22 protein-coding genes are annotated in these 22,369 nt (G+C 35.3%); all 22 read right to left on the bottom strand.

Annotated features, from left to right (window positions below; all coding sequences use genetic code 11):
- Positions 1-327 precede the first annotated feature (327 nt).
- On the bottom strand, positions 328-1,557 hold the full coding sequence (locus BTO22_RS18590; RefSeq protein WP_374954032.1) for a J domain-containing protein: 1,230 nt from the start codon (positions 1,555-1,557) through the stop codon (positions 328-330).
- Positions 1,558-1,663: 106 nt separating this feature from the next.
- Positions 1,664-1,921 carry a DUF1640 domain-containing protein gene (locus BTO22_RS18585; RefSeq protein ID WP_105056781.1) on the bottom strand — a complete coding sequence of 86 codons (258 nt, stop codon included), beginning with the start codon at positions 1,919-1,921 and terminating at the stop codon, positions 1,664-1,666.
- Between the two features lie 275 nt (positions 1,922-2,196).
- Positions 2,197-2,427: a nucleotidyltransferase domain-containing protein gene (locus BTO22_RS18580; protein WP_258132705.1), complete on the bottom strand. Its 231-nt coding sequence runs from the start codon at positions 2,425-2,427 to the stop codon at positions 2,197-2,199.
- A gap of 434 nt (positions 2,428-2,861) precedes the next feature.
- A complete protein-coding gene (hepT, locus tag BTO22_RS18575) occupies positions 2,862-3,290 on the bottom strand; it encodes a type VII toxin-antitoxin system HepT family RNase toxin (RefSeq protein ID WP_105056780.1) in 429 nt (142 codons plus the stop codon).
- Entirely contained in the window at positions 3,283-3,672 is a 390-nt protein-coding gene (mntA, locus tag BTO22_RS18570; protein ID WP_105056779.1) for a type VII toxin-antitoxin system MntA family adenylyltransferase antitoxin, read from the bottom strand. Before mntA ends, hepT begins: the two co-directional genes overlap by 8 nt.
- A gap of 383 nt (positions 3,673-4,055) precedes the next feature.
- A complete protein-coding gene (locus BTO22_RS18565) occupies positions 4,056-4,178 on the bottom strand; it encodes a HipA domain-containing protein (protein ID WP_258132704.1) in 123 nt (40 codons plus the stop codon).
- A 14-nt stretch (positions 4,179-4,192) separates the two neighbouring features.
- A complete protein-coding gene (locus tag BTO22_RS18560; protein ID WP_105056778.1) occupies positions 4,193-4,468 on the bottom strand; it encodes a helix-turn-helix domain-containing protein in 276 nt (91 codons plus the stop codon).
- Positions 4,469-5,411: 943 nt separating this feature from the next.
- Positions 5,412-6,578, bottom strand: coding sequence for a nucleotide sugar dehydrogenase (locus BTO22_RS18550; RefSeq protein ID WP_105056777.1), 1,167 nt, complete (start codon positions 6,576-6,578; stop codon positions 5,412-5,414).
- Positions 6,579-6,780: 202 nt separating this feature from the next.
- The gene (locus BTO22_RS18545; RefSeq protein WP_105056776.1) at positions 6,781-8,715 is read right to left on the bottom strand and encodes a polysaccharide biosynthesis protein; all 1,935 of its coding nucleotides are present in this window, start codon (positions 8,713-8,715) and stop codon (positions 6,781-6,783) included.
- 90 nt (positions 8,716-8,805) lie between these two features.
- Complete coding sequence (locus BTO22_RS18540) at positions 8,806-9,354, bottom strand: sugar transferase (RefSeq protein WP_105056775.1); 549 nt, start codon at positions 9,352-9,354, stop codon at positions 8,806-8,808.
- Positions 9,351-10,307 (bottom strand): UDP-glucose 4-epimerase family protein, encoded by a 957-nt coding sequence (locus tag BTO22_RS18535; protein ID WP_105056774.1) that lies wholly within the window; start codon positions 10,305-10,307, stop codon positions 9,351-9,353. The genes BTO22_RS18540 and BTO22_RS18535 overlap by 4 nt, the downstream gene beginning before the upstream one ends.
- Positions 10,304-10,756, bottom strand: coding sequence for a PssE/Cps14G family polysaccharide biosynthesis glycosyltransferase (gene pssE, locus BTO22_RS18530; protein WP_105056773.1), 453 nt, complete (start codon positions 10,754-10,756; stop codon positions 10,304-10,306). The genes BTO22_RS18535 and pssE overlap by 4 nt, the downstream gene beginning before the upstream one ends.
- 1 nt (position 10,757) lies before the next feature.
- The gene (locus BTO22_RS18525; RefSeq protein ID WP_105056772.1) at positions 10,758-11,225 is read right to left on the bottom strand and encodes a hypothetical protein; all 468 of its coding nucleotides are present in this window, start codon (positions 11,223-11,225) and stop codon (positions 10,758-10,760) included.
- Between the two features lie 172 nt (positions 11,226-11,397).
- A complete protein-coding gene (locus BTO22_RS19890) occupies positions 11,398-12,510 on the bottom strand; it encodes a hypothetical protein (protein ID WP_146107560.1) in 1,113 nt (370 codons plus the stop codon).
- Positions 12,497-13,762 (bottom strand): hypothetical protein, encoded by a 1,266-nt coding sequence (locus BTO22_RS18515; RefSeq protein ID WP_105056770.1) that lies wholly within the window; start codon positions 13,760-13,762, stop codon positions 12,497-12,499. The genes BTO22_RS19890 and BTO22_RS18515 overlap by 14 nt, the downstream gene beginning before the upstream one ends.
- A complete protein-coding gene (locus tag BTO22_RS18510; protein ID WP_105056769.1) occupies positions 13,755-14,945 on the bottom strand; it encodes a lipopolysaccharide biosynthesis protein in 1,191 nt (396 codons plus the stop codon). Before BTO22_RS18510 ends, BTO22_RS18515 begins: the two co-directional genes overlap by 8 nt.
- Positions 14,942-15,541, bottom strand: coding sequence for a CatB-related O-acetyltransferase (locus tag BTO22_RS20440; protein WP_105056768.1), 600 nt, complete (start codon positions 15,539-15,541; stop codon positions 14,942-14,944). Before BTO22_RS20440 ends, BTO22_RS18510 begins: the two co-directional genes overlap by 4 nt.
- A 14-nt stretch (positions 15,542-15,555) precedes the next feature.
- Positions 15,556-16,707 (bottom strand): polysaccharide pyruvyl transferase family protein, encoded by a 1,152-nt coding sequence (locus BTO22_RS18500; protein ID WP_105056767.1) that lies wholly within the window; start codon positions 16,705-16,707, stop codon positions 15,556-15,558.
- A 68-nt stretch (positions 16,708-16,775) separates the two neighbouring features.
- Entirely contained in the window at positions 16,776-17,813 is a 1,038-nt protein-coding gene (locus BTO22_RS18495) for an N-acetylneuraminate synthase family protein (RefSeq protein ID WP_105056766.1), read from the bottom strand.
- 8 nt (positions 17,814-17,821) lie between these two features.
- Positions 17,822-19,432 carry a cytidylyltransferase domain-containing protein gene (locus tag BTO22_RS18490; protein ID WP_105056765.1) on the bottom strand — a complete coding sequence of 537 codons (1,611 nt, stop codon included), beginning with the start codon at positions 19,430-19,432 and terminating at the stop codon, positions 17,822-17,824.
- Positions 19,433-19,495: 63 nt separating this feature from the next.
- Entirely contained in the window at positions 19,496-21,199 is a 1,704-nt protein-coding gene (locus BTO22_RS18485) for a DUF6044 family protein (RefSeq protein WP_105056764.1), read from the bottom strand.
- Between the two features lie 10 nt (positions 21,200-21,209).
- Positions 21,210-22,367: a dTDP-4-amino-4,6-dideoxygalactose transaminase gene (rffA, locus tag BTO22_RS18480; RefSeq protein ID WP_105056763.1), complete on the bottom strand. Its 1,158-nt coding sequence runs from the start codon at positions 22,365-22,367 to the stop codon at positions 21,210-21,212.
- Positions 22,368-22,369 lie beyond the last annotated feature (2 nt).

The raw sequence follows: 22,369 nt of genomic DNA, 5'->3' as shown, positions 1-22,369 counted from the left end.
AGTCAAGGTCATAAGATTGAAGTAGACGCAACAAGTTGCTTAAGGGCGCTACGCTTGAGGAAAGCAAAAGCAGAGTTCAGATCGCTTCGCTAGCAGAATTCAGAGGTGCTCGTTAAAATTACCGCGTTCACAATACAGCTCCTCCCCTTTATCACCATTAGTCACTTGGCTAAAAATATCAATATAAGCGGAAGCTGGGAGGGGTTGGTTATAAAAAACTAGGATTCAGGTGTACTCGCTTTTGATCTTCCTGAAACCTGAGACCTAAACTCTGCTCTCTCCCTTAAACATTATAGTCATAAAATCGGCATAGTTAATGCTGAGAAATTAAAACCAATCGTCATCGAAACCAAACAACTCTGAAGGGTCCACTCTCAAAAATTGAGCCCCAAAGCGAGAAGCATTAACTCGATCTTTTAAATGTAACTGTAATTGTTTAACTGTTTTTATCTCTTGGCACTTTTCAAATAACGCTTTCGTTTCTCTCAGTAACGTATCTCGGTACTGTCTTAACTCTTTTTCACGAACCGCCTTGTTACCACCACCAAATTTTCGCCAAATAACATTCTTTAAATCATTACCATATTGAAGATCTTGATGCTCGATATTTAATTGTCTAATTTTTTCTTTAAGCGTCGCTTGCAAACGCTCAATCATATCTTTATCCATCACCATCTCATGATTAGGAAGATACTGCTGAGCCATCAATAGCAAGGCAATCACATCTTTCTCTTTCTTGGTTTGTGATAATTGCTGCATTAAAGCACTTTTTTCTGACTTCTTGACTTCATCCATCTCCCTATCGGGATGCAGCTGCTTTGCTAACTGGCGATAGAGCTTCGTTATCTGTTTATCGCTAAAAAACGCTTTACTGGTCTCATTATGTGACGAGTCAACATTTGCTTGACCATTCCCTTCAGAGAAAAAGCCATCTGCTCCCCAATCAATCTCGTCCTCTCCTTCTGAGTGCTCACCTTCCATTCTTTCTGCTATTAATTCTTGTAGATAATCATGAAACTTCTGGGGCTCCTTAACCATCTCCAATAACTCTTCATCACTGATATCAATATCATAACCGAGCATCATAGACATCTCCTCACGGAAATAACCTAGTTCCTCATCTGTGATCGAATCTGTTTCGGATTGGTTTGCTGAATCAGCCATAAGTGCTTCAGTAAAAGTGTCACGTAACTCTATCGTATTAACCGTATTGAATGGGTTCGCCTCTAAAACGGCCAATTCTTCTTGTATCCAATCGTACAGCGCTTCACGTTGCGCCCCTTTAATTGTTTTACGCGGGATAAAAGAAAACAAATGATGGATCCACTTCTCAGCCGCAAAACAAACTTCTTGCTCTTGCTCTTCTGTGGACGCTTTGAAGTAGTGATAAAAATCATCTAATTTAGCTTGATAGCGTTGATTACGTTGTCGCTTTTTCTCAACATCGCTCCATAGTTGATTAAGCTTACTCTTTTTGGTCTTAGTAGATTGCGTGGTCGTTAAAGAAGAAAGAATTACAGTAGTCATAGCTGTGATACGGTTGAGAATGATAACAATACTCTACCTTTAATCGACCTCTAAGAAAATTAAATATTAAAAATTTGAATAAAGGCCACCAATCAGGAAGGGAGCCTGCGATCGATCTAAATTCTTTCTTTTAAAGTTAACTTAAAAATAAAGCTAAAAAAGCAACGGCAATCGCTATAACCGCTAAAATCTTATTTGAATTTGATTCAATTCTTTTTTCTAAATTCTTTTCAACTTGATAAATATCCGCTCTTGTTGCTATCTGTGTATCAAGAATGACCCTTTGCTGCTCAGCAAGAAACTCGGCTTGCTTCTCATCCATTCCTCTTTCCATTAGTCCTTTAACAAAAGAATGAGAATCAAATAATCCTGTTTTATTTACTGTTTCATTCATAAGTACATCTCAAAGAATTGATTAATAAATACACTATAACAATAAACGATACGCTGCGCTAACTAGAAGCTAGACCGCTTCGCTACTATAAGATCAAAAGCAAGTGCCGTTCCCGCTTTTACTCTTTGCTCCTCCCCCTTACTAACCCTCCCCATAGTTTTTATAATGATATTGGTAATCAAGCTCCCATTTAGACAAGATTCGCTGTGTTACAAACAACTCTTTAGACTGATTTCGTGATAGCAACTGACGACCAGTGGTTAAAACAGCCATCGCTAACGGAATAGGGGCAATCCAAGAGAGTGAACCCAATCAAGAGCTAAGCATTCAGGCCGAGTTCGCCTCTGTAGTTGTAGTGGATCTTGCTCAAATTGTCGAAACAATACAGCCAAATCATAATCACTTTCTTTACTCGCATTCCCTTTTGCACGTGAGCCATAAAGCCACATAGCTTCAATACTGTCATCCATTTTGGCCAAACTAACGATAGAATCAATCAGACTCAATCCATTATTGTTGTTTATTTGGATACCATAACAGAGTTTAGGGCGCTACGCTGGCAGAATTCAGAAGTGATCGCTTTTGCTCTTTGCTCCTCCCCCTTACTAAGGGGGAGGCTGGGAGGGGTCAAGAACGAACAGCGCGTAAATCAAGTTAACTATGCACTCGATTCTACCGTTATCGAAATTACCCCTCCCTAACCCTCCCCTTGCTAAGGGGAGGGAACAGTATATTACTCGCTGTAATCACAACAATCTCACTGAAATCTATTGAAGAATAAAATACAGAGACTATACGCTACGGGCAGAGGTTTCAGGGGTACTCGCTTTTAATCTCACAATATCAAATAAACACAGCGCATAATATCTAGTTTCACAACGATCACCTCTGAGCTCAGCAAGGAAGCCCGCGACCGATCTGAATTCTGCTCTTATCACTTCTACTCAGACAATAAAAAAGTGACCGCCTTCTCCGTAAAATCGGCAAGAGCTTGATAATGGCCTTCACGTAAAATATCTTCAACAATCAATAAATCAATATTTAAATAATCATGCACCAGACCATTACGCATACCAATAATCTGTTTCCACGTACGTAACTCATTACTAGAAATCAGACCATGCTCTTTTAGCAAAGAAAATGATTGATAGGCTTCAGTTGGGCTTTTATTTTGGATTTTCTTAACCATGTGCTTAGATAAACCAATGCACATTTCAGTAAAAACCTGTAATAGGCGCTCGGCAGCTAAATAATCACGACTTTTTAAACCCGACTGATTTAGGTCAAAACGAAGTTCATTTAACTCTTTGAGGTATTTTTCTTTATGAGATCCAACTTCCGCTAGATATAATTCAAGCCCTTTATTCATACGATGCACTTCTTTTGCTTTCAATCAATTGATACTCAAACATTGAGCTAATGCGGTTCTGCTCTTTATAAAACAGAAGAGGATTATTGTTATAAATCAGTTTCCCGTACTCAATGACATTAAATGCAAGGGCTATCGGTATGTGATTAATATCTACGATACTGACTTTATCTAAGGGTAGGTTCAAATGCTCAGCCCATTCTATAGCCAAACACTCAGGACGAGTTCGCAAAGCAAAAGTAGATAGTGAATGGTCATTAAATGCCACCGCTAAATCAAAATCACTCTCTTGATGATGCGTGCCTTGAGCGCGTGAGCCGTATAGCCATACAAGTTCAATACTCTCATCCATTTTGGCCAAACTAACGATAGAATCAATCATACTCAATCCATTATTGTTGTTTATTTGGATACTATAACAGAGTTTAGGGCGCTACGCTTAAGACGGACTTCGTCCTAGAGACGCTACGCTTGAGGAAAGCAAAAGCAGAGCTCAGATCGCTTCGCTGGCAGAATTAAGAAGTGATCGCTTTTACTCTTTGCTCCTCCCCCTTACTAAGGGGGAGGCTGGGAGGGGGTCAAGAACGAACAGCGCGTAAATCAAGTTAACTATGCACTCGATTCTACCTTTATCGAAATTACCCCTCCCTAACCCTCCCCTTGCTAAGGGGAGGGAACAGTATATTACTCACTGTAATCACAACGATCTCACTGAAATCTATTGAAGAATAAAATACGGATACTATACGCTTCGCTACTATAAGATCAAAAGCAAGGGCTATAAACGATGTCGTAAAATGGCGACAATCTCCAATTATCGTTATCATCGGCGAGAAAGGCGAAATTCTTGCTGTGATCATCCTGATTAACTGTGATGTAATTAAACAATGCTCTTTTTACAGTTAAAGATTTCTTAATACCTCTTCAATACTCGTCGGTTCTTGATTAGATGGCTTTGTTAAATTGTGTATATCGTTAAGGCTGCCAACACTTTCAAGCAACATGAGAAACTGCCTTAAAGAGATATTCCCAGTATTTTCAAATTTTCGAATTGTGCTATAAGGTACACCAGAGCATTCAGCTAACGCCTCCACACTGAGTTTTTGTTGTTTACGACGTTGTTTAATAAAATCTTTTAACTCAAGTTGAACATCAAAAGCGGTATGAAGAGATAGCATATTAAACCTAACTGTTACTATAGTAACAATATTATAGTATTTTATGAATTAATTGCCATTATTGTAGCAATTCAGGCTAGATATTAGAAACTATAAAGAGACAGACGCAACAAGTTGCTTAAGAGCGCTCGCTTGAGGAAAGCAAAAGCAGAGCTCAGATCGCTTCGCTGGCAAAATTAAGAGGTGATCGCTTTTGCTCTTTGCCCCTCCCCCTAACTAAGGGGGAGCCTGGGAGGGGGTCAAGAACGAACAGCGCGTAAATCAAGTTAACTATGCACTCGATTCTACCTTTATCGAAATTACTCTTCCCTAACCCTCCCCTTGCTAAGGGGAGGGAACTGTATATTACTCGCTGTAATCACAACCAAACAAATCACATATGGCGTCGCAGCGTAGCCGTGATGAACCTTACATAAAGCTTCGCTTAAACTTCTCATGGTTTTCGACATTCGACCTCAAATCTTCTTTATCCCAAATTTGAAGCTCCCACGGAAAGTAAAAATTACTTCTATTTTTAAAATAAATGTGAAGTCCTTTATAGCCTTCCTTATCGCGCAAATACCAGTTTTTCAACCCAAGTTCATCTTGCCAGTTATCCAGCTCCTCCATCACCTCTTCGATCTCGGGCTTGGTTATAAATGATTTAAAACTATACGCTGCACTAACTAGAAGCTAGACCGCTTCGCTCCTATAAGATCAAAAGCAAGCGTAGTACCCGTTTTTGCTCTTATAGTCTCTAGTCAGCGCAGCGTATAGTTTCTAGTCTCGAAGCGAAGCGTCCTGCCCTTCCGCCTTCAAAACAAAAAAGCGGACACAACCAAACCAGTCATATCCGCCTTTCTTTTAAATCTTAACCACAAAACCGCTCTTGCTCTGGTTTTGCTCTTACTCGCCCCTCGAGGACGAAGTCCGTCCTCGTCTCTCGAAGCGAAGCGCCCTGCTTTTAGTCACTACCAAACAAATCGCGGGTATAAACCTTACCCTCAACATCTGCCAGCTCTTCCATCATACGATTTGAGACAATCACATCAGACACTTGCTTAAATTCATTCAAATCTTCAATAACACGAGAATTAAAGAAATCCGCATCTTTTAAGACTGGTTCATAAACAACCACTTCAATGCCTTTGGCTTTCAAGCGTTTCATGATGCCTTGAATCGAAGAGGCACGGAAGTTATCAGAACCCGCTTTCATAATTAAACGATAGATACCCACAACTTTTGGATTACGCTTCATAATAGAGTCAGCAATAAAATCCTTACGTGTGCGGTTTGCATCGACAATCGCACCAATAATGTTATTTGGAACTTCTTGGTAATTTGCTAATAACTGCTTAGTGTCTTTTGGTAAGCAATATCCGCCATAACCAAACGATGGATTATTGTAGTGATTACCAATACGAGGATCTAAACCAACCCCTTCAATGATCTGACGAGCGTCTAAACCATGAGCTTCAGCGTAAGAATCTAATTCATTAAAGTACGCCACACGCAAAGCAAGGTAAGTGTTAGAGAACAACTTAACCGCTTCAGCCTCTGTCGAATGAGTTAGCAATACTTCGATATTTTCTTTAATTGCCCCCTGAACAAGCAAGTTAGCAAAAGCTTCAGCACGCTCAGATTGTTCACCAACAATAATGCGAGACGGATGAAGATTATCAAACAGCGCACGACCTTCACGTAAAAATTCAGGAGAGAAAATAATATTTTCACAACCTAATTCTTGCATAATACGCTCAGTATACCCAACAGGAACCGTCGACTTAACCACCATTATCGCATTTGGATTAATCGTCATGACTTCTTTAATTACCGCTTCAACTGAGCTTGTATTAAAGTAATTTGTCGTAGGATCATAATCAGTTGGTGTTGCAATCACTACATACTCAGCATTTTTATAGGCTAACTCTTTATCTAAGGTAGCAGTAAGATTCAGCGCCTTGTTAGCAAGAAAATCTTCAATTTCAACGTCAGAAATCGGCGATTTCTTATTATTAATCAACTCAACCTTTTCAGCCATGATATCAACTGCAATTACTTCATTATGTTGAGCTAATAGCACCGCATTTGAAAGGCCAACGTAACCTGTACCTGCAATAGCAATTTTCATTATTATTTATCCTGTAGGAGAATTTATCTTAGGGGATTATAAGGGAATGGAGTAGACGCAACAAGTTGCTTGAGGACGCTTCGCTTAAGACGGACTTCGTCCTAGAGACGCCATGCTTAAGGAGAGCAAAAGCTATTTCTTTTAACTTCCTCAAGCAATTTATTGCGTCTTCAGCGCAGCGTTCTCAAGAGCGAAGCTCGTCTCAAGCCGAAGGCGTCTGATCTTGTGCCTTCCACACCAAATCACCAATCCCATCAACTGGCGCGAAACCAGTCGGTGCATCAAGGAGCAACTGACGAATAGCTTCATGATCAAATTCATGACAAGCAGAATCTAATTTACTTAATAAATTATTGTATTCAGCAAGAGGTAAAAAGTCTTCTTGTGCGGTCATAATCCGTTCATGTGCGGTAGAACCAACATTGTCACCAATCAATAACTCTTCATACAACTTCTCACCTGGGCGTAAGCCCGTATAGTGAATCTCAATATCACCATATGGATTATCTTCATCTTTCACCTCCAAACCAGAAAGACTAATTAAGTTTTTTGCCAAATCAACTATTTTTACTGACTCCCCCATATCAAGTACAAATACATCGCCGCCTTTTCCCATAGCTCCTGCTTGGATTACTAGTTGCGCGGCTTCTGGAATCGTCATAAAGAAACGGGTTATATCTTCATGGGTAACGGTAATTGGAGTTCTATTTTCAATTTGACGCTTAAATACAGGAACAACCGAACCAGACGACCCTAAAACATTACCAAAACGCACCATACAAAAGCGAGTCCCTGCATTAGCGTCTTTTTCTCGAATCGCATTTTGTTGCTCAGCCAACGCTTGCAACCCTAATTCTGCCATACGCTTGGTTGTCCCCATGACATTGGTTGGACGAACGGCTTTGTCGGTAGATATTAATACAAACGACTCTACTTTTGCTTCAATAGCTGCACGTGCAGTGTAATTAGTACCAAAAATATTATTACGCACGCCTTCAACCACATTATATTCAACCAAGGGTACGTGTTTATAGGCAGCAGCATGATAAATGGTTTGAACTTTAAAGCTTCCCATTACTTTTGATAAACGGTTAATACGTTGAACCGAACCAAGCAGAGGAATAATTTGAATATCTAAACCCTCTGCATCAACAAGCAAAGATAGCTCTCTATCAATCTGATATAAGCCAAACTCAGATAACTCAAATAATACTAACGCTTTAGGTTTGTTACGAACAATCTGACGACACAGCTCAGAGCCAATAGAGCCCCCAGCCCCTGTTACCATAACCACTTTATCTTTAATGTTTGCTTCCATTAAGGCTTGCTGTGGTGCAACGGGATCACGACCTAAGAGATCATCAATAGAGACATCTTTTAACTCATCAATACTTGCGTTACCTGCAACGATATCAGACATATCAGGAACAGTTAAAACCTCAACAGGTAATAATGAAACAGTATCTAACACTTCTTTACGACGACGACGAGAAGCGCTAGGTATAGCTAGTAATATTTGTTTTACGCCATTTTTTATAATAACTTTTTCAGCACAAGCTGTCGTATATACGTATAAACCCATCATAATTGTATTTTGTAAGGTAGGATCTTCATCAACAAAGCCAACAACTTTATGACTGTCTGATTGGCGTAGTGCTAACGCTAGCTGACGACCCGCACTGCCCGCTCCATAAATTAAGACAGGATTACCTGTTTTATTTGATGATTGCGCGATTAGACTGCGTACAATTAAACGACTACCACCAACACTAATAGCTAGAAAAGCACCATAAATAATAGGAACGGAACGAGGAATAGCGGCATCAAACCAAAAGGCCAATCCAGCCATTAAAACGGCTGATAGCCAAGTACCAATACCGACTAAAGCTAATACATGTAAACCAAGATAACGCAGTACTGCTCGGTACAACCCTAACTTAGTAAATAAAATTAAAGTAATGAGTATCGTTCCGTAAAGGACATATTGACTCTCTGCCGATGGTAAAATTTGGAATTTACCAATACGAACCCAATAGGCACCAAGAAAAGAAACAACAATAAAGAAAAAATCAATTGCGATACTTATAAGGCGTTTTTTATAGCGAGGAAGAGACCAAATGACGTTTAAATTAGACATAGAAACCATCGTTATTATTTTAAATTAAGCCGCGAATATTTATTTATATAACCCCCCCCAAAAGACCCTTTGAGAATTAAAATATAAACATTATTTTACTGCATCACCCGAGCCACTGCCTGTCGCTGTCATGATGATATATTTAAAGTAATCTTTAATGGTTAGACTATCAATCATCTGCTTGTCAGTTTTGGCTAATAACTCAGGTGTCGACATATCGATATTTTGAACTTGAGCTAAACCAGTCACACCCGGTAAAACATCATAAACACCTAATGCATCACGCTCTTTAATTAACTCTTCTTGGTTAAATAAATTAGGACGAGGGCCAACCAAGCTCATTTCACCTTTAACCACATTAATTAACTGAGGAAGTTCATCAATTTTGGTTTTACGTAAAAAATTACCCAATTTTGTAATTGATGCGTTATTTGCTAAATGGCTGGCTACTGACTTGGTTTCGACTGACATAGTACGAAACTTTATTAGCTTGAATGGTTTTTTATTACGCCCTACTCGTTCTTGAATGAAGATTGGTGATCCAGTATCAAACATGCCAATAATGACCACAATCAGCAGAATTGGCCATAAGAAAAGTAAGCCGAAAAAAGCGGCGAGGAAATCGATAGTACGTATCATTGCTTGTTCTCTTTATTTAACAAGAAGGCCTCAGCAGTTTCTTTGAAACCTTCTTCTAATGTTTGCGGCGGTTTCCAATCAAGTGTCTCTTTGGTATGCGTAATATCAACTTGCAATGAACTTAATAGCCTATCAACTACATCTTGCTTACCAAAAATACTGCCCGCTAATCTATAACACCATTTAGGAATAGGAAGTTGCCATTGAGGCTTATTGAGCGATTTTGCCATTTCACGAACCATTTCTGATGTTGATACATCATGGTCATCAGATACTAAAAAAACTTGATTCACGGCTTTAGGGTGACCGATGCAAGTCACGATCAAATCGACTAAATTATTAACAGAAACTAAACTGCGTTTATTATTAGTAATACAACCAAACGGTAGTGGTAGCCCTTTCGAAACTAAATTTAATAAAGACGCAAAATTTGCTTTAACACCTGGACCATAAACCAATGTTGGGCGAATAATTACAACCTCTAAACTTGTTTCTTTAGAAAGTTGTAACAGTTGTTCTTCTGCTTCTGATTTAGACTGACCGTAAAAATCTTTAGGTGATCTTATATCTTCAGATTTAAATGGGCAGTCTAACTCAGTTGCTTCGCCATTCACTTTTATTGAGCTAATGAAGATAAAGCGTTTAACGCCAGCAGCAATCGCCTGTCTTGCTAAGTTTAGAGTACCTTCTGTATTTACTTCACGATAGTCATTAAGAGGAGTGCTAGATTCGTCACTCATAATATGTACACGAGCTGCAATGTGAATAATTGTATCAATATTACATAAAACTTTAGAGTAATTAGTAGAGTTACCTATATCTTGTTTATAAAACTGAGAGCAAGGAAGGTTTACTGGTAAATTTCGTCCTAATGCTTTAACTAATGATAAGTTTAACCTTTCAAGTAACTTACTACCTATAAAACCGGAAGCCCCTGTTACAAGTAAATTCATTTTAGTAGATCCTTGATAATACTATAACCAAAAAACTTCTCACATTGATACGGTTCGAACTCAGTATTCTTAGCGTGAATGACACAACGTTTAATATCTGTTAAGTCAAAACAAGAAACTGCAAAGTTATTGTCATGGACATATTTAGCTAATTCAAGCTGGTGATTATCGGCACGCGTTAAATTAGGTATAACAACTAATTTTTTACTATTCTCAAGCATTGAATAGACTGAACCAGCCCCAGCATGAGTAATAATCAGGTCTGCGGCATCAACATACGATTGAAACTCATCGCTAAACGCAAATGATTGAAAGTTTTTTGGTTTATAACTGGAGCTAGATGATATTTGTGCAACAATGTTAACTGATTGATCACCTTCAAATAACTTATCGATTGCTTTAATAAGCATATCAAATGCAGTAGTACCAACCGTAACTAATATATTCATATTAAAATCTACCTACAAATTTCCCATAAGGAACAGAGTCCTTTAGTTCTATATTTTGAATAAAAATATTCTTAGTTAAATATTTCATCACCTTCGTCGTCATTGTTGGAGAGTAAAACTTAGACCATGTTTCGAAGTGTATAATAGAGCAACCAGCAATTTTTGCCGCAACACCAACAAAAATAGCGACTCCAGGACCAAAAGAAACCAAAGTAGATATATTATTATCACGTAAAAATTTATACGAAATAATTATATTAGAGATAAATTTTATTGGAGAAACACATTTCCCGGAGTACTTATTCCGAAATGGTTCCAATAATAAAAACTCTTTACTCCAATCAGGAGCTTGTCCTTCATCTGTAACCCCATAAAAATCAGCACATTCATCTTGAGAAAATGTTTGGTAGAATCTACCAGCTTGAGCTCTATGTCCACCACAACCAAATACAATAGCAATACTCTTCACTTACTTTACCTTTTATCAACATTATCGGTCAACACGCGATAATAACACTTAGCACGGCTTCTAACTCTTAATATTTCTTGCTTAAAAATACAGGTTGCATACATCTAATCGATCTGTGCTGCATATAATAAACAACTTAACTTACAACTTCACTCACCCCAGGTATAATAAATTAAGAAAATTCTTCATCACGATAAAACAAAGCAAAAAATACTATATAGAAATAAATAGGGTTACCAATATATAACATATTACTATTCGATATTCCTGCAGCTAAAAAAGCCATTAGTAATAATTTATTATGATACGTAGATTTAAACGACTTAATAAAGAAAGAAAGAAAAAGCAATAAGCAAGATAAACCACCAATACGAAAAATTAAAAATAAAAAAGCATTATGAGAATTATTAGTTTCACCAATAGACCAACTAATCGGAACAGTTGCAGCTTCAACATCACTCCATAAAATACTATAGCTAGTCATATTTTCTAATTGTGTATTCCAAATAAAATTACGGCCATTGGTCGCAACCCCGAGTAAATCATTAATATATTCAGAGGATAATGATAAATACAGCATAAACACATGAACAATAACAAACAAAATAATCAAACTCGAAAAATGCCTAAAAAGCCTAAGATAAATAGCCGAGAGCATAACAACTAAGAAAATCAAAATAGGCGTCACTGTACCTGAGAATAATATGATACAAGATGCCAAACCATATAGAAGAAAGCGTGATTTAAACTGATTAAAAAAGAAATTTATCAATATAACAAAGGTAGAGAATGAATCTATATTTGCGGGTGACCCTTCAATGCCATGGAATGCTCGGAAGCTAAAACCAGGAAGAGAAATTGAACGATAGAAATCACTCATAAATAAATAACAAAATATAGATGAAAAAAAATAGACTACATAACTATAGTTAATAACTTTTAAAAATTCCTCTATACTTACTTTGTGAGATTTAAAGTACACATAGAAACAGACCAAATATAAAAAAAAGAAAGTCGGAAAGAAAGCTCCTACTGTTCCAGTTTTATTGTAAAAAATCAGAATACTGGCACTCATTAGAACTAAAAATCCTAAAAATCCTAAAAATACGGTCTTGCTTACCTTTTTTTTCAGTAGCAAAAAATACACTAACAAAACTGTAAATAAACACACTACAGTATACAGCAATGAAGTACTTTGTGTTAAAACAGATAACACAGCAATTAAACTATAAAAAGTAAGAAGTAGCTTAAATAACTCTTGGTAGCCAAATTTAATCGTTAACATAAAATTCTGAATTAATAATATTTTCTAGTATTGGATTATCAGCTATATACTCGGCGCCCTGTAAAGGAGCAAAGTAAACTTTACAGTCAAAATCTACAGCTTCTAAAATCGCTGTAGAAAAAACACCAATAACCGTTGTTGATTCATTTAGCTCTTGATATATATCTTGGTTAGACATTCGAATTTTTGAATGACTAAACAAAACTTGATAAATCTCCATTTTAGATATTTCACTTGGGTGAAGTTTAAATGTTACCTCATCAAATGAATCTAAATTAAGCTTAGTTAATACAAACTCTGCCAGCTCCTCGCCGATAACTGACTGACTAATAATAACCAACTTATTTTTTTTAGTCACATTTTGAATTCTTCTTTTATAAAAAGGCTCAATATAATCAATGTTAATAGATTCAGGAAGATGACACCCATTAATCCACTGAGGTCCCCATGCTAAGAACTTATCTGGAAAGAGCTTAAAATTACGTTTCGGTTGCCCTACACTATAACCAAGATGGTAATTAGAAATAATGCCATGTTGGAACTCGATAACCAGAATGCCTAAACGATGACAAGCATCAATAATTGCTGCATTTTTACTGTAGCTATCAACCAAATATAACTCCTTAACTGGAGAATTCGATAATAGCTCATAATATCGATTACGAAGATAATTAAAGTTTAAATACTCGGAGTATAGGTATTCCTCAAAGTCTGCCTGCTCACATTCTAAATTAGCAAATAATGGAGAAAGGCTTTTATAAAAACATTTAAATTCACGACTTCTAAAAGGCAGTTTCGCTAATAACTTAAACAGCATAAAAGGCCAATACATAAAATCTAAACTCTTGGAGTCTTTAGAAAGGCTTTTTTGTCGTTCACCAATTGAACTTCTAGACCAATAGGTAACATCCTTATCATTTTTAAAATAAGGGTATGAATAAGCATCCATCCATTTATCACTGATTGCTATCGTTCTAGGATGCATCACAACCAACTTTGTAGTAATTGGTTTGGTCGCTCGACTCTTAACACTATTAACAATAATATTTATTAGCGATTGTACTTTATCCAACTTAGATAAATTAGGCTTAACCGATTTAAAGTACCCCTTTATTTCTGACACTCGATAGTAAACACCGGAACGAATATTCTTCCATTGAATCTCATCAGCCCCAGAGGCAATAAATAAGTCTTGTTCAAAATTTTTAAATATTTGCACTACTTCACTGACAATGTTTTTTTCTTTAAGCATTGTTTTTTCTCAAGTATAAATAAACTAGTGAGGACATCAGAAGGTATGCCAAGCATGTTGACCATGCTGCAATTTGCGCCCCCCATGTAGGAATATATAAAAGGTTAATAGATACATTAACGAAAGCAGAAAAGGGAGTTATTAACGGCAACACTTTAGTTCTACTTTCCAAAATCAGTCTAGATACATTAATCTGATAAAGATTAAATAAAACTAAAGATAACAATAGTACGGGTAGGTAGGTTAAAGAATCTCTATATGAATCATCAAAATAATAGTCAAAAATTAATGAGAAAAAGGCATATACTACAAAAGAGAAAATTAATACAAGTAATACTATTGCTAATTTATATTTATATATATACTCTTTTGAATGATTTTTAGCATAAAAAACATTCCATGACTTCATCAATGCATCACTAAACACCTTGACTGCCAAGCCGACATTTGCTGCCAATATATACCCACTAAGTTCATGTGTAGAAACAAATCTTTCTAAAATAAACCTATCAGAAATTGAAATAGTTATTAAAGCTAAAGAATGTGGAACCAACGGGGCTGATAAGTTAAAAACTTCTTTTATTGTTAGGACATTTCTACAATCAGTTCCTTTACATTCTTTATAAATTGCAGTAGCAGCAATCATAAAGAATATCGCAGATACTATAGCATAGCTATAAAACCAAGCTTGATAAGTTAAATTATCAAAATAATGGATAGACAATAGCACTGAAACTACAAATATTAACGCATAAGATAGTTCTAGAAAAAAATATCTTTTCACCGCCTCCTTAACTCTTAAAAGACTTAAATAAATATTATATATAGCAAGAGTGAAGCTAACTAACCCAACAATATAATAATCTAACGAAACATCAAGACTAATCGAAGCGAAAATCACTAAAACATTGATTAAGATAAATACAGAAGTGACAACTAAAATTATACTAAATATATAATTTTTAAACTCATCATCCTTTTGTTTTTTAAAGTAAAATTTAGGGATAGTTGCTTGAGTTCCAAAGCTTATAAATACATTAACTATAGTAACTGCTGAAATTAGTAACGAAGCATAATTAAATTCAGCATTACTTAAATACTTTGTTAAATATATCAAAGTAAAAAAAGGAGCTGACTTAGATATTACCCCCGAAATTAAGTATACAACTGCATTTTTTATCATTTGAAAATTTCTAAATTATCTTTAATTTTAAAATCATCCCAATCCCACCATTTCATTTGTAACAGCTCACTGACTTTATCTTCTGAGAATCTTTTTCGAATAACTCTTGCTGGGTTACCGGCAACAATATCATATGGTAAAACATCTTTAGTTACTACACTACCAGCCCCAATAACCGCACCAGTTCCAATATCAACACCTGGTAATATAATAGCTCCAGTCCCCACCCAAACATCATGGCCAATATTTACCCATTGATATTCAATATGGTCTTTTTCAACAAAACCCATTCTCTTTACATATGGGAAAGCACTAGTAGTCAGTGCTGATAAATTGTGATTTCTAGCATTTATAGTTACATCCCATGAAATCGAACAAAAATCCCCCATCTTAACCCTATATAATTTCGAACTTCTACCAATGCTACTGTATCTTCCTATGAAAGAACTTCTGACATCAGCATTGGGCGCTAATCTAGCACCCACTTTAAAACTAGAATTACTAGCTTTAGCAAAAAGGGAGAACCCTTTATAAGATGCTATATTATTATTTCGAAAGATAAACTTAGCAACCACATTTTTAAGCATGATTTTCATAATATTCGATTTCTTTAAGGCAATTTATTCAAAAATTGCTTCATCACTTCAAAATTTGCATTAATTGAAGATCTTGAAGCTGTTAAACGTGGGAAATCATTTTCAATTTCATATTTAATTACGTCTAAAGTCTCTTCATGCTGCTTATTGTAAGCTTTATAACCTGATTTGAGCTTCAACTTACGTAGTACTTTCCCTAAAAAGCTTGTATCAAGATGATTAAAAGCATCAATAACTAATCCACCAAATACATCTCTTAATGCCTTGCCTCGACCATCTTCTGCGATAAGTACTGAAGCTTTATTAATACTATTCATAAAAATGTGAGCATGGACACGATAACCGATATGTAAATCACAAGATGAATAATAATTAATTAAATTATCTGCACTACCAGAAATATCAATATGTTTGACGTCGTTGCAGCCCAACCAGTCAATGAATTTTAAATGCGATTTTAAATGATTAGAGGTGGCATTATGAGTCTTTAAAAATTCTTTTTTCGTTGAATGATGGAAAACAACTTCAAAGTTTACGTCACTGCCAAAGTATTCTTTTAAGGTTAAAATTGTATTCCTCATCTGATCAAGCATTTCAGGAGACTCAATAAAGGATACCCCCAACGAAAAACCAACTTTATTAATATTTTCTGGCTTGACAAAAGATTCATCTAAAGCAGAAGTAACATATGTTGCCGGGCAACCTGTCATCAATACATTAGATATGCCATTTCTACTGAGTACATTCCAAGTATGATAATCTCGAACGCTAGAAAAAAGCCCATCAGACTGAATTCGTTTTAATAGTATTTTCGTTTTATCACTTAACGGATATGATTGTGAATCTCCCCATAACCCAGAATGAGATTTCCAACCAACTCCCATTAAGGCTATTTTAGTCGTGATTTTAGATAAATCATCAACCAAAGGGTAAATACTTGGATACATATTTTTCTGTAGAGCAGGCCCCCCCATTAATAATAATGCTTCAGCACCATTAACTAATGTCAAAGTATCCTCATCAAAAGGCTTCCAGCCATCAATATCAATAATTTCTCGGTCTGGCCTTAGCTCTTTAAAAAGAGATTTTGCCCTATATTTTATAAGAAAGTCGCCGGCATTATTTTTAGAGCCAGTTAAGATTACATAATATGGATTTTTCTTCATCGTATTCAACCTAGAAACCAGCAAGTAAATTACTGGTTTAATAGTTCTTATGTCTAAATTTTAATTAACTACACCATATTCCAGGTAAGTACCGTATCTTCTTGCAAGTCTTGCTTTACCGTTCTTCCAATGACGATATCAATATAATCAGGGCTAATACCAGTTCCCGGTCTCTTAGTCATCAAATGATCAGAGGTGATTTTTTCTCCCTCTTTCAAATCTTGAGTTAAAACAAGAGAACGTCGAGCTTCACGTCTAGGTATCATCTCACAAGGTAGAACTGATTTAACCTCAGAGCCGTAAACTTGTGTTAATAAATTAAAGTTTTCACTAGTTTTCTTAAGGTCGATACAATCCATCGCATGATAATGATCGTTACCAGGCAATGATTTATCCAACGTAAAATGTTTTTCAATTACTGTTGCACCTAGCATATAAGATGCTGTTAAAATCGTCATTGATGGATCTGGTAATGTATGGTCACTATAACCTATTTTCAATTCAGGAAAGATAGCTTTCAAATGCTTAATCATGCCTAAATTTGCATCTTCATTTTTTGTTGGATAAGAAAGTACACAGTGCATAACACAGAGTTCAGTGCAACCAGCATCCAGAATCACACGTACAGCCTTTTCAATTTCTGAAATATATGCAGCACCTGTTGATAAGTAGACAGGCTTACCTTTTTTGGCTATGTACTCTATAAATGGAGTATTTGACAAGTCAGAAGAAGAAATTTTATAAATATCGATCATGTCATACAGATAATCTGCCGATGCATAATCAAATGGAGTCGACATGAAGTCTATACCGACTTCTCTGCTATAATCACATAGTTCTTGGTAGTCTTCTTTATTGAAGCTATCATGCTTCTGGAATAAACCATGTTGTGTAGGAGTCGATTCTTTTGACAGGTCCCAATAGGCAGGAGAGTTTTTTGAAACAATAGTATCTGCTTTATACGATTGAAATTTTACAGCATCTGCACCATTCTCTTTTGCTTCCTTAACATAAAGCTTTGCAGCTTCCATCGGTGTAATGTTTAATGATTTAGCTGTATCAAAAAAGTTAACACCAACTTCAGCAATAAGGTAAGGTTTGTCCATAATATCCTCTATAGGCTGTTAATTAATCCAAGAACACGCTTTCTACCATTTCTGAGGTCGTGTTCTAGTAATTTTTTGTGAATTCTCTGTCTTTCACTTTGCTCAAGCGATAAATATAAATCTAAGTTAGCTTTTATCACGCTATTATTGGGATTCAATCCTAAATAGTTAAAACCATTTTCTTGGCTTACAAAGCCGTGCTTCTCCTCTCTAGTATTCTGTGCCATTGCCAATGTTGGTATACCTAAGAGGGCCAATTCATATCCTGTTCTTCCTCTCGATGTTATCGCAATATCACATTTAGACATTAATTGAGGCATGTTACGAACATCATACAGAACTTCAATATTATCAATATCGGTATATTTCAAAAGAGCTTCAACATTTTCCTTAGCTCTACCAATAACTACAATAAAGTTATAACCTTGGTATTCTGGGCTCTTTATTATCTCAAGAACTCGATCTGTGTAATTTTGAGGGTCTGCTCCACCAAAAGAAATAAACACATTTTTCACATCATTTTTTATTTCAATTGGGTCATAAAACAAAAAGGTTTTTCCACATATATAAAAATCTTCACCAGCTTTCATCTGTGGTACTGTAGGATTTTGATACAATGCATTAATAACCAAATCAGCCTTCAACACTCCTTCACCATCATCTTCAAAGTTAATGATTTTTTTAGCAGGATTACAAGCTTTCAGCGCAATCATGTAATCAATCGTCGTATTTAATACATCATTTATAAAAACATCATATTTCTTATTAGATAACGTCTGAAACAACTCCCCAATACCATTCACACCTATGAAGTTATGGGTACTTTCGCCAAAAATTTCTCGTGTTGTTTGGTTAATATCATAATAAATATCAGGACTAACATAAAATTCATCAGCAAGTTCAAGGCATCGATAAATATGACCGAGCCCACGTTTCGTATTCCCATTTACATAAAATGCAACTCGTTGATTTGATAAAACATGTTCTGCTGTTTTGAGATCTGAATAAGTGTCAATATCAATAGATTCATCGTCACTGATTTCAAAAACTTCAATATTCTGACCTAATCTAGATTCAGGAGTTACACACTCTTTTCGAGTAATTAAAAAAGCTCCTGTTTCTAAATAATATGGAGGTAAATACTGCCTGTTAAGTCGTTTCTGGTAATCTGGATATTTGTTTCCTAAATCATCTTGACGCCATGCTAGGTGTGGCTTATTGACACAAGATATTAGTGTATCAAATGTACTCTCTTTGAAATACGTTAACGCAGATTCCAAAGTTGCTTTTCTTAGTGTTGGCGATGTCGGCTGCATTGTAATAACAATATCAGTATCAACTGCCGAACTGCTAGTGGTTGCATCGTAAATAACCCCATCAAGAGTTATCTCATCTCCACAAAGCTGTTCATTACGCCAATGAACCTTTGCTCCCATTTGTTCTGCTATAATCTGCACTTCTTTAGAGTTGGTAGAGACAATAACCTCATCAATCATTTCACAACAAAGTGCATTATTGATCGCGTAATAAATTAAAGGCTTCTCATTTACCAGCCGAATATTTTTATTCGGTATCCCTTTTGAGCCTGCACGAGCTGGTATTATTGCAATTGTTTTCATTAGTTCAAATCCATCATAATGTTGGAAACCTTACCTAAATAGTCAATTTAATTATACAAAGGATTAAAGTTTATTTTTTATCTTATACAAATACAACATAGAATATGGACGCCAAAAAGCCTCACTAACTTTTGTTAATCCAAGTTCCTTCATATTTTTCAACTTGCATATACTAAATATATACTCACCACCTATTGATTTGAATACATTCATATCTAACTTTAGCTCAATAGGTTCACAGTCCCCATATTTATTTGTTTTCTTAAAATTATTGGAGTCTTCAAAAGCATACATTCTCGCTCCCCAATTATCAAAACTACTCTTCTGTATTATGTTACTTTCAAGCTGGGGTGATATCAAAGTTCTAAATAAGTGTTTTCTAGATAGTGGAGCATATGAAAAATATCCATCTAATGTACTAATTTTATTATACTTCAGTACGGATGGATAAAAACCTACTGCTAATGAATTTTCATGATTATAATTTATTTTATTTTTTAAATTAGAAAAAACCTCTTCTCCATAGAACTCTTTATAGGTCACATACTTTTGATTGCTCTCACCTGTCATATTATCAAAGTTCTTTTTAAAATCATTGTAAACCGCAGGTTTCATCATATTAAAGGATATTAATAAAATCACAAATAGCAATGACAAGAATTTATTAAAATCACATAAAAGCACACCAAGCATTATATATAAAAAAAAGCTCATTATGAAAGTAAATCTACTCCAATTGAGTAGTGATATTAATTTATAATTTTCAGCCATCGAATAAAAAAATGCTGTATGAGAAAATGAAGCTATAACCGCGAATATAACATATAAAGAAAGAAGCAATAGAATTAACTTCCCCCTACCCTCCGATAACTTTCGTTTAAATAAAAAATAATTAAGCACGTAAAAAATTATTATTATAGAAGCAACATAGTATACATTGATTGCAAATATTTCAGAGTGATATTGACCTTTAGTTATTATATTTATAAATGTATTTAAAAATAACTGCGGAGCTCTTAAAATTTCTTCTCTTAAAGATACATATCCACCGAAGAGCTGAAGTTCAAAAATTCGATATTCACTTATTATAAAACCCAAAGATAAAATAATAATTGATATTGCTATACGACTAGATTTTTCATACTTTAGTAAAAAAAGAAACAAGAATAAAAAAGATAACGTTATTAATACAAACACGCCATACAAGAAAAGGCTTGATAAAAAAGAGAGACTAAATAGAACAAATAATGATGCTATATACATCTTTAGGTTATTAACTTTAAAACCAAAGTAAACCATGTAAAAGATTAATGGAACGCTAGATTGTGCAAGATATGACGCTGGATGACCTGGTAAAACTGCGAATGCACAACCAACTCCAAATGCTACAGTTTTATCTAGCTTAATTAAATCAGAAGTTAAGCACAAATACATGCCAGTCACTGCGATGAGTACTTTCAGTATTAAAATTGAATAATATGCTGTTAATGGTGGAAATATATTATATAGCTGTGTTGCTAAGTTTAGTTCACTTGGAAACGTATTTCTATCCAACTCTAAAAATGAGTCTAAATCCCCACCACTATATAGTAAACCACTTTCCATTAATGTTTTATAATAAACATGATTAGAATCAAGGTTATCATGCACAGTTATAATTGCATTTTCCCAAGGTAAAATTTGAGTAATTAAGAAAATAATTAATAAAGAGGAAAACAAAAAGAGCGCAAGGGCACTAATTCTTTTATCATTACCTAAATAAAACATATAACTCCTATTAACGATTAACTTTAGAATTTAAATAATCAACAACAATCTGTATTACTAAACAAGAATCAGAATTGCTCATATTATAATACAACGGCAACCGGACTAATCTTTGACTCTCTTTCGAAGTAAACACATCATCATTATTAAACATTCCGAACTCAGAACCAGCGATAGAAGAATGCAATGGAATATAATGAAATGCTGCTGACACTTTATTATTTCTCATATATTTTATAAATTTAGAGCGCGCATCAACATCTTCTAACTTGATATAAAACATATGTCCATTATGAGTATATTCCGCTGGAATTGTTGGTAGTTCAATTACGCCTAACTTTGATAACTCTAGTAGTTCACTATAATATTTATTCCATAACTCTAGACGTTTTTTATTTATCTTCTCGGCGTTTTCTAATTGTGTATATAAATATGCTGCTTGAATCTCACTTGGTAAATAACTACTTCCAATATCTACCCAAGTATACTTATCTACAATACCTTCAATAAACTGGCTACGATTAGTGCCTTTTTCTCGAATTATTTCTGATTTTTTTATAAACTGCTTATCATTAATAATAAATAAGCCACCCTCACCACCTGAGGTGTAGTTTTTAGTTTCATGGAAACTAAATGCACCTAAGTGCCCAATCGTACCAAGAGGTCTACCTTTATATGTAGACATCATTCCTTGGGCTGCATCTTCAATTACATACAACTCATAACGTAATGCTATCTCCATTATCGTATCCATTTCACAGGCAACACCTGCATAATGAACAGGTACAATAGCTTTGGTTTTAGATGTAATGGCTTCTTCTATTAGGTTTTCATCAATATTCATTGTATCTGGACGGATATCAACAAATACTATTTTTGCTCCACGTAAAACAAAAGCATTTGCTGTAGATACGAACGTGTAGCTTGGCATAATGACTTCGTCACCAGGCTGAATATCAATTAAGATTGCAGCCATTTCTAATGCAGCGGTACAACTTGGCGTAAGTAGTACTTTCTCACACCGTAAATGCTCTTCAAACCATTGATGACATTTTTTGGTAAACGGACCATCTCCAGAAAGATAACCTGATTTTATTGCTTCTTCAATGTATTGCTGTTCTTTACCCGTAACGGTTGGTTTTGAAAAGGGGATCTGTTGATTTTTCATAG

It is taken from the genome of Aliivibrio sifiae, from assembly GCF_002954705.1.
GTDB lineage: Bacteria > Pseudomonadota > Gammaproteobacteria > Enterobacterales > Vibrionaceae > Aliivibrio > Aliivibrio sifiae_A.
Note: the sequence above shows the minus strand (reverse complement) of the source record. Positions and strands in the feature narration are given on the sequence as shown.

What these genes read in the sequence shown, in the direction of transcription:
- BTO22_RS18585 (WP_105056781.1), bottom strand. Translation starts at nt 1,921, where the DNA reads ATGAATGAAACAGTAAATAAAACAGGATTATTTGATTCTCATTCTTTT.
- BTO22_RS18500 (WP_105056767.1), bottom strand. Translation starts at nt 16,707, where the DNA reads ATGAAGAAAAATCCATATTATGTAATCTTAACTGGCTCTAAAAATAAT.
- BTO22_RS18490 (WP_105056765.1), bottom strand. Translation starts at nt 19,432, where the DNA reads ATGAAAACAATTGCAATAATACCAGCTCGTGCAGGCTCAAAAGGGATA.
- BTO22_RS18535 (WP_105056774.1), bottom strand. Translation starts at nt 10,307, where the DNA reads ATGAATTTACTTGTAACAGGGGCTTCCGGTTTTATAGGTAGTAAGTTA.
- BTO22_RS20440 (WP_105056768.1), bottom strand. Translation starts at nt 15,541, where the DNA reads ATGAAAATCATGCTTAAAAATGTGGTTGCTAAGTTTATCTTTCGAAAT.
- BTO22_RS19890 (WP_146107560.1), bottom strand. Translation starts at nt 12,510, where the DNA reads ATGTTAACGATTAAATTTGGCTACCAAGAGTTATTTAAGCTACTTCTT.
- BTO22_RS18515 (WP_105056770.1), bottom strand. Translation starts at nt 13,762, where the DNA reads ATGCTTAAAGAAAAAAACATTGTCAGTGAAGTAGTGCAAATATTTAAA.
- BTO22_RS18510 (WP_105056769.1), bottom strand. Translation starts at nt 14,945, where the DNA reads ATGATAAAAAATGCAGTTGTATACTTAATTTCGGGGGTAATATCTAAG.
- BTO22_RS18550 (WP_105056777.1), bottom strand. Translation starts at nt 6,578, where the DNA reads ATGAAAATTGCTATTGCAGGTACAGGTTACGTTGGCCTTTCAAATGCG.
- rffA (WP_105056763.1), bottom strand. Translation starts at nt 22,367, where the DNA reads ATGAAAAATCAACAGATCCCCTTTTCAAAACCAACCGTTACGGGTAAA.
- BTO22_RS18545 (WP_105056776.1), bottom strand. Translation starts at nt 8,715, where the DNA reads ATGTCTAATTTAAACGTCATTTGGTCTCTTCCTCGCTATAAAAAACGC.
- BTO22_RS18540 (WP_105056775.1), bottom strand. Translation starts at nt 9,354, where the DNA reads ATGATACGTACTATCGATTTCCTCGCCGCTTTTTTCGGCTTACTTTTC.
- BTO22_RS18560 (WP_105056778.1), bottom strand. Translation starts at nt 4,468, where the DNA reads ATGCTATCTCTTCATACCGCTTTTGATGTTCAACTTGAGTTAAAAGAT.
- hepT (WP_105056780.1), bottom strand. Translation starts at nt 3,290, where the DNA reads ATGAATAAAGGGCTTGAATTATATCTAGCGGAAGTTGGATCTCATAAA.
- BTO22_RS18485 (WP_105056764.1), bottom strand. Translation starts at nt 21,199, where the DNA reads ATGTTTTATTTAGGTAATGATAAAAGAATTAGTGCCCTTGCGCTCTTT.
- mntA (WP_105056779.1), bottom strand. Translation starts at nt 3,672, where the DNA reads ATGATTGATTCTATCGTTAGTTTGGCCAAAATGGATGAGAGTATTGAA.
- BTO22_RS18495 (WP_105056766.1), bottom strand. Translation starts at nt 17,813, where the DNA reads ATGGACAAACCTTACCTTATTGCTGAAGTTGGTGTTAACTTTTTTGAT.
- pssE (WP_105056773.1), bottom strand. Translation starts at nt 10,756, where the DNA reads ATGAATATATTAGTTACGGTTGGTACTACTGCATTTGATATGCTTATT.